11 protein-coding genes and 1 pseudogene are annotated in these 14,933 nt (G+C 46.2%); 4 read left to right on the plus strand and 8 right to left on the minus strand.

The genetic code is table 11. The features are described from left to right. Nucleotides 1-226 precede the first annotated feature (226 nt). The 7 genes and pseudogenes from C1H71_RS01890 to C1H71_RS01915 all read right to left on the minus strand — a co-directional run bounded on the left by C1H71_RS01890 (nt 227) and on the right by C1H71_RS01915 (nt 7,741). Nucleotides 227-814 (minus strand): hypothetical protein, encoded by a 588-nt coding sequence (locus C1H71_RS01890; protein WP_130105060.1) that lies wholly within the window; start codon nt 812-814, stop codon nt 227-229. A gap of 62 nt (nt 815-876) precedes the next feature. Next, nucleotides 877-2,685, minus strand: a complete 1,809-nt coding sequence (locus C1H71_RS01895; RefSeq protein ID WP_188053519.1) for a M61 family metallopeptidase — start codon at nt 2,683-2,685, stop codon at nt 877-879. Between the two features lie 62 nt (nt 2,686-2,747). Beyond that, the gene (locus C1H71_RS21870; RefSeq protein ID WP_374704448.1) at nt 2,748-3,239 is read right to left on the minus strand and encodes a GGDEF domain-containing protein; all 492 of its coding nucleotides are present in this window, start codon (nt 3,237-3,239) and stop codon (nt 2,748-2,750) included. A gap of 99 nt (nt 3,240-3,338) precedes the next feature. Continuing rightward, nucleotides 3,339-4,010, minus strand: a pseudogene (locus C1H71_RS21875) (response regulator); the annotation flags it as partial. A gap of 456 nt (nt 4,011-4,466) precedes the next feature. After that, nucleotides 4,467-4,871, minus strand: a complete 405-nt coding sequence (locus C1H71_RS01905) for an RNA-binding S4 domain-containing protein (RefSeq protein WP_130105063.1) — start codon at nt 4,869-4,871, stop codon at nt 4,467-4,469. Between the two features lie 66 nt (nt 4,872-4,937). Further along, the gene (gene typA / locus C1H71_RS01910; protein ID WP_130105064.1) at nt 4,938-6,758 is read right to left on the minus strand and encodes a translational GTPase TypA; all 1,821 of its coding nucleotides are present in this window, start codon (nt 6,756-6,758) and stop codon (nt 4,938-4,940) included. A 149-nt stretch (nt 6,759-6,907) separates the two neighbouring features. Further along, a complete protein-coding gene (locus tag C1H71_RS01915; protein WP_130105065.1) occupies nt 6,908-7,741 on the minus strand; it encodes a phytanoyl-CoA dioxygenase family protein in 834 nt (277 codons plus the stop codon). 326 nt (nt 7,742-8,067) lie between these two features. Here C1H71_RS01915 and C1H71_RS01920 point away from each other — a divergent pair, with 326 nt between their 5' ends. The 3 genes from C1H71_RS01920 (at nt 8,068) to C1H71_RS01930 (ending at nt 11,330) form a co-directional block, all read left to right on the plus strand. Beyond that, nucleotides 8,068-9,240 carry a benzoate/H(+) symporter BenE family transporter gene (locus tag C1H71_RS01920; protein WP_130105066.1) on the plus strand — a complete coding sequence of 391 codons (1,173 nt, stop codon included), beginning with the start codon at nt 8,068-8,070 and terminating at the stop codon, nt 9,238-9,240. 249 nt (nt 9,241-9,489) lie between these two features. Then, entirely contained in the window at nt 9,490-10,404 is a 915-nt protein-coding gene (locus tag C1H71_RS01925) for an esterase/lipase family protein (protein WP_130105067.1), read from the plus strand. Further along, on the plus strand, nt 10,404-11,330 hold the full coding sequence (locus tag C1H71_RS01930; RefSeq protein WP_130105068.1) for a lipase secretion chaperone: 927 nt from the start codon (nt 10,404-10,406) through the stop codon (nt 11,328-11,330). Before C1H71_RS01925 ends, C1H71_RS01930 begins: the two co-directional genes overlap by 1 nt. 46 nt (nt 11,331-11,376) lie before the next feature. Here the strand turns inward: C1H71_RS01930 and zapE are convergent, their stop codons facing one another. Continuing rightward, nucleotides 11,377-12,528, minus strand: a complete 1,152-nt coding sequence (gene zapE / locus C1H71_RS01935; RefSeq protein ID WP_130105069.1) for a cell division protein ZapE — start codon at nt 12,526-12,528, stop codon at nt 11,377-11,379. 315 nt (nt 12,529-12,843) lie between these two features. Between zapE and C1H71_RS01940 the strand changes: the two genes are divergently transcribed. After that, the gene (locus C1H71_RS01940; protein WP_130105070.1) at nt 12,844-14,466 is read left to right on the plus strand and encodes a methyl-accepting chemotaxis protein; all 1,623 of its coding nucleotides are present in this window, start codon (nt 12,844-12,846) and stop codon (nt 14,464-14,466) included. Nucleotides 14,467-14,933 lie beyond the last annotated feature (467 nt).

A 14,933-nucleotide genomic window follows, 5' to 3' on the forward strand; every position in this document is an offset into this window, starting at 1 on the left:
ACCAATATCCATTGGGGTTAGCAATGAGTTTATCGCGCCGGATGACGCTACTCGCTCAAGCAGATCAGAGCAGCACGGCGCATGGATTATTGAGGATGATTACGACAGCGAGTTTTACTACGACCAGCGCCCGCTCCCCACGCTACATGCGCTAGATAAAACAGACAGAACGCTGTATGTCGGCACCTTTAGCAAAGTGCTGTTTCCCTCCCTGCGTCTAGCTTATTTAGGGCTGCCCAGCGAATTGATGCCTGCCTTTATCAACGCCAGAGCGGCTTTTGATGGGCATCGCCCACAATTTGTAAAACTTACCGTAAGCATTACTCACCGTGCCCTTGCGCGCTTTACCATCGAGCAAAGCCGCCATCACCAAGCCCTCGTCATCTTGATATTTGATTTGATAATGGCCGTAGCGATCTGCAGCTAGCTCAGCAGGCGGGGCACTATCGAGCATGTAGCTGACGTGCCCATCCACTAATCTAAATACGTAAAGATAACGAATCCCAGCAATCTGACAATACTGATTCAATCGCTCAGCAATACTGAGATATTCGGCAGAAGAAACCGCTGCACCCGCCATAGCACGGTGAAGATAATCAGGCGGCAACAGCATCGGCAAAGTTTGCACCGCAACAGCCAAGCGATTATCTGCATCACGGCGTACCTCTGTGCTCATCACCCACTGAATTAGCATGGTGAACACAAGCATCAGCAGCAGATTCAATGCCAATAGCACGAGTAAAATTTTTACTCGTGCTGTATTGATCCGCCTAAAACGGTATTGAAAAAAATAAGAACCCATTTGGAGTGACATTTTATAATCCTTGTCATCCCAAATTGATAGCAGTCAGATGCATGCAAGGCAAACCCAATATATTACCCAAGAAGCCATGCGTCTCTTGTCATACTTTTTTCAGCATCAAGCGCCTTTAGCTTCAATCCGCAGGTATTCTCTGCAGAATGCTGCAAACGCACATTAAAGCGCATTAATTCATCACGGCGAAATGCCAAGACATCCAGCTCGCCATTGATCGGCTGACTAGCAAGCTGTGCCTCTAAATTACCACTGGTCACGCGTAAGCCATTTATTGCAATCAACAAATCACCTGCAGATAAACCCGCAGCTTGCGCAGCTCCACCATCTAAAACATGGCTAAGCTTTACAAAACTACCGTCGCTGCTACTACGTATACCGAGGCTATTACTTGGCGGTAACACTTTATCTAACCAGCCCCCCTTATCACTTGCGCCCACAGCTGCACGCATTTGCCACTCCACACCAAATTCAGCCAATAGCGTTTGCAGTGGCAACTCTTGCGTGGAGCGTAGGGCTAAATCAAAAAAGCTTTGCAAATCTAGGCCGGTAACTTCACTGGCTAAACGCTCCCAATCTGCTTCTGCCACGCCTAAACCTGCGGAGGAAAAATCTTGACCATAACGCAGCCACAGCGCGCGCATCACGTCATCTAAGGATTTTTGTCCGGCACTTTGCTGGCGAATTAATAAATCGAGGCAGAGAGCCACCAAGGCTCCCTTGGTGTAATAACTCACCAAGCTATTTGGGCTGTTTTCATCTTGGCGATAAAATTTAACCCATGTATCTAAACTAGAATCCTCTAATGTTTGCTTAGTGCGGCCATTCCCCCGCTCCACCCCTGTAATGGTTTGCGCTAATAAATCTAAATAATCCTGCTGGCTAATTAAGCCCGTGCGAAGCAGGGTGAGATCATCGTAATACGAGGTAATCCCTTCAAATGCCCATAATAAACGGGTGTAATTTTCTTGGCTTAAATCATAAGGCGCATACGCAGCTGGTTTTATTCTTTTCACATTCCAGCTATGAAAATACTCATGGCTGCAAAGGCCTAAAAACTGGCGATAGCCCGCTTTGATTTGTGTTTCATGTGCTAAAGGTAAATCATCCCGATTACACATTAGTGCCGTGGATGATCGATGCTCTAATCCACCATAACCATCGCCAAGCGCCATCGTCATAAACAAATACCGATCAAATGGTGCTGGCTCACCAAAAAGCTTAATTTGATATTCGCAAATTTTTTTTAAATCTTTTTTTAGGCGTTTTAAATCGGCATTATGCCGCCCAGCAATAACGATATCGTGAGGCGTACCACACGCTTTAAAACTAATCTGGCTAAATTCGCCCATTTCAACAGGATGATCAATAAGCTCATCATAATTAGCGGCTTGATAACGGCCAAATTGCCCCACTTTGGCGTCGTCTTTCGTTAAAGTCGTGGCTATTTTCCACTGCTTATATGCCTTACCTTCAGGCGCCACGATATCAACGTAACAAGGGTTGCTTTCTTGGCCTGATACCGCCAAAAACACGCTGGTGCCATTAAAAAAACCACGGCTTTGATCTAAATAAGCACCACGTACGGATAAATCCCAGGCATAAACACTATAATGAATTTCTAAAGGGCCTTTGACACTAGCTGCCTGCCAAGTATGCTTATCACACTTATTTAGCATGACCGGCTTACCAGCTGATTCGGCGCGAATTTCAACAATATTACGAGAAAACTCACGAATTAAATAACTACCAGGAATCCACGCAGCTAAGTATAAACACTGACCATTTTTATCTGGCTTATTAATGGTGATAGAAACATGAAAAAGATGGGCGTGCAAAGACGCTGGAACAATTTTATACAGAATGTTCATTATTATTCTTTAAACAAAGTATCTAAAAAACCGTGCTTAATGCGCAACCAAGTCAACATAAATTAATTATTATGCAAGCCAATTTGGTTACGCCCTGCACCCTTGGCCTGATAAAGCGCCTGATCAGCGGCATCAATCAATTGCTGAGCATCCATATTGTTTTTCAAAGCAGCGATACCCGCACTAAATGTAACGTTAAATTGGATATCACCGGATGATTGGGTTAATTCGGCAAAACGCATACGCCACTCATCCAGCTTTTGAGCTGCTCGAATCAAGCTTGTTCCTGCAAAAAGTACTGCAAATTTTTCACCTCCATAGCGTCCAACTGAACCATCATTATGAATAGATTGGCGTAATAAGCGCGCTAAGCTTTTAATCACTTGATCGCCAATTCCATGCCCATAAGAGTTATTAATTTTTTTGAAATGATCAATATCAATCATGGCAAAAGAGAGAGAAAGCGATTCTTTTTTTGCCTGAGCTACTTCACGCTCAAGTAATTCAATAACATTAGTATGATTTAGCAATGCAGTGAGGCTATCACAAGTCATCCACCGCCGTAATGAGCGATAGCGCGCACAGGTAATGCCAACCGAGGCAACCAACTCTTCTCTGGGCATACTTTTAACCCAGAAATCATCCCCACCCATACTACGAGCCATAAGTTGTTTATTGCGATTAGTTTCTGTAGATAAAAAAACAATCGGAATACTGTCAAATTGTGTGTATTGGCGAATCACTTTGGCAATTTCATTGCCCGAGCATTGCGGCATATACACATCCATCAACACAATATCGGGAACAAACCGCTCCAATAGTAAAAATACTTCTAAAGGATTTTTTAAAAGCTGTACTTGCATGCCTGCTTGGCCAAGTGCATCGGCATTGAATCTCCCCATCGCGTCTGAATCATCAACGATTAACACTCGATAAGGAGTGTTATGCGAGCGCTCTAGCAGACTATCTAATCTATCAATAAGTCTCTGAATATCTAATGGAAAATAAATAAAATCTGTAATCCCATTATTCATCAGCTCTATTTGCTGGGATATACTTAAAGTGGAGGTCAGATATAAAATAGGCCCGCACGACAATTTAACTACAAAAGGCAAAATTTCATCGGCTGAGCAATCCTCCAAGCCTGCCTCACTTAACACAACAGCAAACGGCGCAGTAGTATGCATGGCAGCCAAAAAGGAACTTTTCTTTAAAAAGACATGGCATTCAAAACCAAAAAATGTAAGCTGTCTCGCTAATTCAGCGCCCCCATGCACTTGTCTGGCAGAAACGTAAACGATGGGCTTTATTGATTTTTCACTCATTTTGAATCCAGTTTCACACTTAATTAAACTAAAATTTCAGCGGTTGTTTATTCAATACACCTAAATTTACCTAGCAGCCTGTCGGACTTAGCATCAGTCAGCTGCAAAATCACCTGATCGGTCTATATTTCACCAGATTTTTGACCAATAACTCGTTATTGGCGCTGCAAATCCGGCAAAATCTGGTCTCGACCATGCTATTTTTCGCTTCGACTGTCTAAGTCCGACAGGCTGCTAGGGTCTGTTGACGTTTCATTCACGGCTGCGTTTGGCCCGAAGGGCTGTGCCGGAAAATGGCCATTCACTGCGTGATGCTCCTCGACAATAACCCATTATTGCCTTCGTCACATGCCTTGTGCTTGGCCGTTTTCCGGCTCAACGCAATGACAAATGAAACGTCAACGTACCCTAGTCCTTATAAAATAGCTGAAAATACAAATGCATGTGTCACCATTACTAAATTTCACCGTTATTTTTACGTTCAAATTCATGCAATTGCCGCCGCCACTTTTTACTTGGCCGCCCTTCACCACTAGGGTGCTCAAATCGAGGGGCTAGTTGCCGTGCTTCACGCTCGTACTGCCTTTTCTGCTGGCTTGCCAAGCTCTCTGAATAGAGTAACCGTGCAGCAGTAGCGGGGCCTCTCTGCTCAGAAATACCGATTACCACCACTTCAAACTCCCCCTGCTCAGTATGAATACGCAGTTGATCCCCTAATTTTACCGTTCTTGCAGGTTTAATTCGCTCTTTATTTAAATGAACATGCCCTGCATCAATCGCGGCACTCGCCAAAGAGCGCGTCTTAAAAAACCGTGCCACCCACAGCCATTTATCAATTCGTACAGCTTTTATACTGTCCATTTTACGCTCCAGCAAAAAAAACACCCCGCATGGCGGGGTGTTGTATTGCAATCATTCAAACGAAGCTTAGTGTGTTTTTGCTTTGAAATGACGACGACGATCTGTTTCGTTTAAGTAACGCTTACGAATACGGATGCTTGTTGGTGTGATTTCAACCAATTCATCATCATCAATAAACTCAACTGCTGATTCCAGCGTCATTTTGATCGCTGTAGTCAAACGAACCGCTTCGTCAGTACCGGATGCGCGAACGTTAGTCAGTTGCTTACCCTTAACAGGGTTAACCACCAAGTCGTTATCACGGGTGTGAATACCGATAACCATACCTTCGTACAATTTGTCGCCTGGAGCTACAAACATACGACCACGGTCTTCCAGTTTCCACAGCGCGTAGGCAACAGCTTCACCGTTTTCTTGGGAAACCAACACGCCGTTATGACGACCTGGCATATCGGCTTTAGCCGGTGCGTAGTCATCAAACACGTGACCGATCAAGCCAGTACCGCGAGTCATGGTCATGAAATCACCTTGGAAGCCGATCAAACCACGAGCTGGAATATGGTATTCCAAACGGGTACGGCCTTGACCGTCGGATTCCATGTTGGTCAACTCACCACGGCGGCGACCAATTTCTTCCATCACGCCACCTTGATGTTCATCTTCAAGATCGATAGACAGATTTTCGTAAGGCTCACACTTCACACCGTCGATGTCTTTGTAAACAACGCGCGGTTTAGCCACGGCCATTTCAAAGCCTTCACGGCGCATGTTTTCTAGCAAAATAGTCAGATGCAATTCACCACGACCTGAAACGCGGAAAATATCAGCGTCTTCAGTGTCTTCTACCCGCAGAGCCACATTGATCAGCAATTCTTTAGTCAGGCGATCACGGATCTGACGGCTGGTAACAAACTTACCTTCTGTACCGGCTAATGGTGAAGTGTTCACCATGAAGTCCATAGTCAGTGTTGGCTCATCGATGGTTAACATCGGCACGCCTACCGGCAAGTCTTTATCACAGATGGTGACGCCAATACCGATTTCATCCAGACCAGAGATAATAATAATATCGCCAGCTTGTGCTTCTTCAACTGCAACGCGTTCCAGACCACTGAAACCCAATACTTGGTTGATACGGCCTTGACCGACTTGGTCTTCGTGATTCATCACAACAACGGCTTGACCTGGCTTGATACGGCCATTCAATACACGACCAACCCCAAGGCGACCGGTGTATGTGGAGTAATCCAGAGCAGAAATTTGCAATTGCAATGGTGCATCAGGATCGCCAACTGGCGCTTGAACGTGTGTCAGTACAGTGTCTAGCAATGGACGCATATTGTCGGACTCAGTTTCGAGTTCGAGCTTAGCGTAGCCATTCAGAGCAGAAGCGTAAATAACAGGGAAATCGAGCTGTTCATCAGTCGCGCCGAGCTTGTCGAATAAATCGAAAGTTTGGTCTACAACCCAATCCGGACGTGCGCCAGGACGGTCAACTTTATTGATAACCACGATAGGCTTCAGGCCAAGAGCCAAAGCCTTTTTAGTCACGAAGCGTGTTTGTGGCATAGGGCCATCAACAGCATCAACCAGCAGCAAGACACCATCAACCATACCTAGAACACGTTCCACTTCACCACCGAAATCAGCGTGGCCTGGAGTGTCTACGATATTGATATGGTAGCCTTCGTATTGAAGGGAGGTGTTCTTGGCCAAAATAGTGATACCGCGCTCTTTTTCGATATCATTACTGTCCATCACGCGTTCTGTAACCTGTTGGTTATCGCGGAAAGTGCCGGACTGGCGGAGGAGTTTGTCAACGAGGGTAGTCTTACCATGGTCAACGTGGGCAATAATTGCAATATTACGAATGGCGCGGGTTGTCATTGTCTGGGCTGCAGATTTGTAAAAAAGTGCGCGATTGTACCACGCGAAGTGCCGCGCGCTACTAAGTTCCTTCGCCTTAGGAAATAATTCATAAAAATCAGTCGATTACTGGTCATCCCTAACCAGTAATCGACTGATTTTTTTTTAAATTAAGCAATAACTGCAGCGCTTGCTAACTCAAAAACCAACCCCGCTTGACTAGATGAACGAGTGCCCGCGAGTGGGGTATTGCTGCTGGTGTGATAGCTATAAACCAAAGAATATTTGGTCTGCGCGGTGCGATTACGGCTTGCTGCATGAAAAGTACGTGCATCAAACAGCACCACATCGCCTGCAACTAAAGCAGGAAATTGTGCCAAAGCCACCCAAGGGGCCGCTTCGGCGTGATCGGCCATCAGGAATTCATTTTCATCATAAGCATCACTAGGGAAATCAACTCGATGCGAGCCAGGCACAAAGCCCAAGCCACCGTTTTCTGTGGTTTCATCACCTAAAGCCAGCCATGCAGAAACTAACTCTGGGCGGCTAAAGTGCCAGTAACGTACATCACGATGCCAACGCGTATCGCTACTAAAGCTGGGCTGCTTACTCATTAAACTATTGTGATGCGCTTGGGTAAGGGTGATTTGCGGTGTATTTAGCAAGCAACTAATAATGGTAAGTAGTTTTATATCGCCTGCCCACTCAGCAAATATCGGATCTCGCCCTGCCATATTTCTTAAACGCCGAATCGTACCGCCCCCCACATCGGCGGTAGAAGCGGGAGCACCTGGATAACCCAGCTCCGCCTCTAACTCAAAAGGGGGAATACGCTGAACTACCGCATCCATCGCGGCCTTGCGAATTTGGCCGACTCGCTCCAGAGCAACAAAGCCACGCAAAACGACCACGCCATCAGCATTAAAGCGCTTAGATAAGGAGGCTAAATCAATGGGCAAGCAAAATTGGGCAAGCAAAACCGTTACTCCGGCAAATAAAGTCAAATTGTAACAGCCCCTATTTAGCCACGTCTTGCCTTAGCCGTGCATTTAATACCTTGGATATCCCTTACAAGATCAGCCCTTTTGATAAAGATCAGCTTTTAATAGCGGTGCCCACATCGTAGTTACTAGGGTCTGTCGGACTTAAGACTGATCTACTACGGAAAAGCTGGATTTGGCCTGCAGCTTATTGCCTTATATTTTGACAATGCCCTTATGCCTATGCGACTCAGCTCTTTGTAAAAGAGCGATCAACACTCAAAGCGTTGCTAGCCAAGCAACCACTCAAAAGGCATGATTAAAAGCTCGCCCCTTACCGAGCCTAGCCCATGAATAAATCCTTCTCCCTTTCTTTATTAACTGCTGGCTTTATCACTGTCTTGGTTGGGTATACCAGTTCAGCAGCAATTGTGTTTCAGGCGGCAAGTAGTGCGGGGGCTACGGCAGGGCAGCTAGCCTCTTGGATGTGGGCCTTAGGGCTGGGTATGGGTTTAAGCTGTATTGGCTTATCGCTACGCTATAAAGATCCCGTTGTCACTGCTTGGTCTACCCCTGGCGCTGCATTATTGGCAGGCAGCTTAGCGGGGGTACCGATGGGAGAAGCCATTGCTGCTTTTATGTTTTGCGCCGCCCTTATTACGTTATGCGGTATCACAGGTTGGTTTGAACGGATTGTGGGGCGGATTCCATTGCCGATTGCGGCGGCGATGCTGGCGGGTGTTTTAGCCCGTTTTGGCATTAATATTTTTACTGAAATGCAAAGCCAATTTGCCCTTGTTTTTAGCATGTTTGCCGCTTATTTAATCTGCAAAAAACTTTGGCCTCGCTACGCCATCATGCTGGTATTGGCACTTGGGATATGCATTGCGTCGGCTCAAAATTTATTACATTTACAAGCCGTAAAACTCGCCATAGCCACACCAGAATGGATGATGCCCATTTTTAATTGGCAATCCATGCTCAGCATTGGGATTCCGCTGTTTGCAGTTACCATGGCTTCACAAAACATGGCGGGGGTTGCCGTGATTCGGGCCAATGGCTACAACACACCGGTTTCTCCTCTGATTACTTGGACAGGCCTCACCACGCTGATACTTGCGCCATTTGGCTGTTTCTCGCTCAATTTAGCAGCTATTACCGCAGCGATTTGCATGGGTAAAGAAGCGCACGAAGACCCCGCCCAGCGCTATAAAGCCAGCACTGCCGCAGGTTGCTTTTATTTATTACTCGGGTTGTTTGGTGCCACGATTGGTGCACTATTTACCGCACTGCCTAAAGCTTTGGTTTTAGCCATTGCAGGCCTTGCTCTGCTCGGTACCATTGCCAATAGTTTAAACGTGGCAATGAGCCATGAAAAATTTCGTGAACCCGCCGTTATTACTTTTTTAGTGACCCTATCCGGCGTTACCTTAATGGGAATTGGCCCAGCATTTTGGGGGCTGATTGCTGGAGCCATCGCCAGCATCATTTTATCCGGCTTTTCCGTAGTAGATCAGTCTTAAGTCCGACAGGCTGCTAGGCCGTTTTACACCTCAACAATGAGGTTTACCAAGAATCAACTAAGGTCATTTCAAATCCATAAAACAACACTTAGGGGAATTTCCCTACCAAAATAAACACTGTTTGAAATGGGATTCATTCCACAAATGAGCTAGGACGTATGTAAGCCAAATTAAACACATATTTGATTGGCGAAACAAAGAGCGCCACACCGCTCTATACGTTTGATTAAAAGCCATGAGGAATTTGGAATGAAATTTTTTCTAAAATGCTTTGCACTTTTTATATCCCTAGCCGCCCCAGCCATGGCGGCAGGCTACACAGAGACCCGCTACCCGATTGTTTTAGTCCACGGCCTATTTGGCTTTGATCAAGCTCTGGGTGTTGATTACTTTTACAAAGTGCCACAATCCCTGCAAACAGATGGCGCAAAAGTGTATGTTGCACAAGTTTCTGCCACCCATTCTAGTGAGCTTAGAGGCGAGCAATTATTGGCACAGGTAAAGCAAATTTTAGCCATTACGGGCGCCAACAAAGTCAACCTCATCGGCCATAGCCATGGTGGCCCTACAACTCGCTATGTGGCATCGGTGCGGCCTGATCTTATTGCCTCAGTAACCAATATTGCGGGGGTGAATAAAGGCTCTGTAGTGGCCGATATAGTCAGAAAAGTAGCGGCACCAGGCACCGTGAATGAAAGCGTGGCCATGCTGATTGCCCAAGGCCTATCAACGCTGATTGGCCTTGCCTCTCAGGATGGCAATCTACCTCAAAACCCCAATGCGGCACTGGATGCGCTGACCACGGTAGGCACAGCCAAATTCAATGCTAAATTCCCGGAAGGCCTCCCGCTAGCGGCCTGTAATGAAGGCGCCTATCAGGTAAATGGCGTGCGCTACTACTCTTGGAGCGGTGCCAGCCCACTGACCAATGCTTTTGATGTAAGCGACGCAGCAATGGGCTTAACTTCATTGGCATTTAAAGAAAAAAACGACGGGCTGGTTTCATCTTGCTCTAGCCATTTAGGCCAAGTGCTACGTGATGATTACAATATGAATCACTTAGATGAGATCAATCAGTTTATCGGGATTGTCAGCCTGTTTGAAACCAATCCCATTAGTGTATTTAGGCAGCACGCAAATCGTTTAAAGAACGCAGGTTTGTAATGCTGCGTTGGATTTTTGCGGCGATGGCAGCCACCGTATTTTTGGTGGCTGCTGCGGCTTGGTCACTCAAGCCAGCACCGGCAGCCGCTCCGGTCGCAGCCATTGCAGCAAAGCCGAGCTTTGCACCCTCATTATTTGGCACCTTACCCGATGGCGATATGGATCAAGCTAAGGGCGAGCTGCAACTGAACCAAGCCTTGCTGCGTCGCTTTGATTATTACTTAGCTACCGTTGGTGAGCGCTCTTTATCCGACATCATGGCGCAAATCAGCCAAGATTTAGACCGTGAGCTAAAACCCGCTGCCGCCAAAGAAGCCAAGCGAATCTTGGCGCAATATCTTCAATTTAAACACGCTCTAAGCGAGCTCGCCCACAACCCCGCCATGGCAGGGCAAAGCATTGCCACCATGCGTTTACGGCTTGCAGCTATCCAAAACACCCGCAGCCGATTTTTTAACCGAGCAGAAATCAGCGCTTTATTTGCCAGCGATGATGAACAAGATGAGCTGCTTTTGAATCGCTTGATGATTGCTCAAGATCCTCAACTCAACACCACGCAAAAAGCGCAAAAACAAGCAGCGCTTGATGCAAAACTAAGTCCTGCCGAGCAGCAAGCACGCGCGGATTTGATTGCACACCTAAGCTTGGCCGAAAACGTACAATCCGCAAAAGCACAAGGTGCAACGGCAAACCAACTGCATGCACTCCGCAGCGCTAGCGTGGGTAAGCCTGCGGCAGACCGGCTCGCTGCCTTAGATCAGGAAGAAAACCAATGGCAGGCAAAAATTGATCACTACCTCATTGCCAAAGCCAACGCCAACGCCATGAATAAGCTACCCACTACCGAGCAAAACAGCGCCATCCAAAAGCTACGCGATGCCAACTTCAGCCCACTAGAACAAAAGCGCTTAGGCGCATTTGAATAAAACAACCGCATGGCGGCTTAGGCTAAGAAGCGTAAGCCGCCATACATTACGTTTCTGCAATCCCCGTTAATTGCACTTCAATCGATTGATGTGGCAAGGCTAGATATTCCTCAGTTTGCATCTCAGTTAAACGGCTAGTGGTGCGGAAAAACTCACTCGCCTGCACGCCTGCTTGATAAAGCAAATCCACCGATACTTCGGCAGAGATAATCAACTTAACGCGGTGGTCATAAAACACATCAACCAACCAAGTAAAGCGCCTTGCCTCAGCAGCCTGATGGCCAGCCAGCCTAGGGATATCCGACACCATCACCGTGTGATAGCTATGTGCAATTTGTAAATAATCTGCTTGGCCGCGTGCATCACCGCAAATTGCAAAAAAATCAAACCACACCACCCCAGCCGCCACCCGTTTGGCTTTAATCGTGCGCCCTTCTATTTTAAGCTGTGGCGCGCTATCTTTACTGGTGGCCATGGCCGAAAACAAAGCATCTAGCTCGCTAACGCTATCCGCAGTATGAGGGGAAAGATAGGTTCTAGCTTGGGTAAGGGTACGCATACGATAATCGTTGCCCCCATCCAAATTAAACACATCTAACGTGTTATTGAGCAGCGCAATAGTTGGCAAAAAATGACTGCGTTGCAAACCATTGGGGTACAAGCCATCAGGCGGATAATTTGAAGTGGTGACCAGCACCACGCCGCGCTTAAATAAGTGCTCCATTAAGCGGCCCAGAATCATGGCATCGGCAATATCAGAGACATGAAATTCATCAAAACACAGCACGCGCACTGATTTAGCAATTTTTGTCGCGACAGCGGCTAGAGGGTCTGACTCCCCTTTTAGCTGACGCAATTCATGATGAACTTCTTGCATAAACTGATGAAAGTGCAGCCGTTTCTTACGTTTGTAAGGCAAAGCGGCATAAAACGCATCCATCAAAAAACTTTTGCCACGCCCCACTCCACCCCAAAAATACAGCCCACGTGGTAAATCTGGCTGCGGTAGCAAAGATTTACCAAACAAGCGGCTACGCTTGGTTTTAAAGAAGATCAATTGATGGTACAGGGCATCTAGACGATCAATCGCCTCGGCCTGAGCGGGGTCTGAAATAAAACCAGGGCGAGCACTAAGACCTTGATACCAAGCTTTAGGGCTGGTTCCTTGCGTGGGCGGAACGATATGGTGTAGAGACATTACTAAAGCCTGTCGAAAAACAAGTAGTAATTATAAAGCCCGCCAGCACTTTCCCCTATTTTGATCTTTACCAATCTTGCATTGATCCCCCATTTAATTTCACCCACTCCCCACACTCAACATAATATGCAGCGCATTTACGCCGTCCGGCAGGGCAATATGAAAAACACACGCACACTCCTTTCTTTTACTCCTTACATCGCACTATAAACTCTGTAGCTGCGAACAAAGCTATCTTATGAAAAGGTAGTAAGCCCTTAACCATTGCCCTTATTGATAACGCTAAGATCAATAGATTTTTTAAAGGATTGCGTCATGCATAACATCAGCGTTAAAAGCAAACTTTTTCTTGGCTTTGCCGTCGTTTTAGCTCTGCTCGCCATCATGGCCATCCTCAGCTTAAAAAGCATGAAGGACATCGATCTTGCTATGCGTGATTTAATTGAAGATCGTTACCCCAAAATTATACTATCCAATGAGATAATGAATTTATCTCTGGACAACGGCAGGCAGGTACGCAATATAGCGCTCTCTCCAGATAAAGCAGACGACGATAAAGCGTTTAGCAAGCTAAATGAAAACCGCAAAAAGATAACTGAAAAATTACAAGACTTACGTAACAGACTTAGCACTCCTAAGGGGCGTGAACTTTTTGATATTGTTAATCAAGCTGATAAAAATTTAGGTAATAAGCTTGATGAATTTCAAAAAATAGCCGATGACCCTGCTCAAGCTTGGCCTTTTATTAAAACCCAAGTGGCACCTACCAATAATACTTTTATAACAACACTCCAAGAGCTGGCAGATTTTCAAGAAAGTTTAATGCAAAAAGGCAAAGAAGCCGCTTATGCAAGCTATGCCTCAGCCCAATCAGTTTTGATTAGTATCAGCATCATTGCTATCGTCTTGGGCATATTCATGGCATTTTATATAGCCAATTTAATTACAACCCCCCTTACACAGGTTTCCGAAGTAGCCAAACAAATCGCTGCGGGCAATCTTTCTTATAACTGGCAAGGCGTCACGATACATAAAGACGAAATTGGCCATTTACAAAGTGATATTAAAGAGATGCAGAGCAATCTTCGTGGCATTATTCAAATGATGATCAATAATTCGCACGCGGTTTCATCTGCAGCCAGAGAGCTGGCATCTGCATCGCAACAAGTCTCTGCCAGTACCGATCAACAAACGTCCTCGGCCAGCTCAATGGCCGCTGCAGTAGAAGAAATGAGTACCAGCATGGATCAAGTAGCCTCTAACACCGAAGACGTAAGCAGCCAAGCATCTAAAGCAGGAACATTAGCTCAATCAGGCAGTAACGACGTGCAATCAGCCGCCAAAGAGATGGAAGAGATCGCCAAAGAGGTGGGTAATGCCTCTGAAAAAATTGGAGGCCTCGGTAAGCAAATTGAAGAGATCGGCAGTATTGTTGTGGTGATTCGTGAAGTAGCCGATCAAACAAATTTATTAGCGCTCAATGCTGCAATTGAAGCAGCCAGAGCCGGTGAGCAAGGCCGTGGCTTTGCCGTCGTCGCCGATGAAGTCAGAAAACTCGCGGAGCGTACCACCTCATCTGCCGCACAAATCACCGCAATGGTGAGTGCTATTCAGCAAGGTGCACACGATGCAATTGGCAGCATGCAAAATGGGCATAAACGCGTAGGGGATGGTTTAACGCTCACCAATCAAGCCAGAGAGAGCATTCTTAAAATTGATAATAGTAGCCATGACGTAATTAGCTCGGTAACAAACATCACCGATCAAATGCAAGAACAACGCACTGCCGCACGCGAATTAGCCTTAAATGTTGAGAAAATAGCCCAAATGACCGAAGAAAACGCGGTTGCAGTACGCAGCATGGCCTCATCCATTGTTGGGCTAGACGATATGGCTAAACAGTTAAGCGCATCTGTTACGCAGTTTCGTCTAAGCTAATGAGCAGCAAAGGGGCGCAACATCGCCTCTTTGCTCAGTCTTTATTTAGGCCAATATCGCAGGAATAAACTGCCCTTATTTTGCATCTCGGTACTGAGCCATCATCAAGCACACATAATGCGCCGCAAATCATCACCCGGTTTTGGATCATCACTCTATCTAGCACAATCGCACCCATGCCTATCAGGCACTCATTACCAATCGTGCAGCATCACGCCATGACCGATAGTAACGTCACAGACCCTAGTACCTTAATACCAAGCTTTAGGGCTGATTCCTGGCGGAGCGATATGGTGTAGAGACATGACTAAAGCCTATCGAAAAACAAGTAGTAATTATAAAGCCAACAAGCGCTTTCCCCTATTTTGATCTTCCCCAATCTTGCATTTACCCCTTACATCGCACTATAAACTCTGTAGCTATTAGCAAAGCTTTTTTGAATGGAAAAGCAGTGAACACCTTACTCA

The sequence above is a fragment of the Iodobacter fluviatilis genome (assembly GCF_004194535.1).
Classification (GTDB): Bacteria; Pseudomonadota; Gammaproteobacteria; order Burkholderiales; family Chitinibacteraceae; genus Iodobacter; species Iodobacter fluviatilis_A.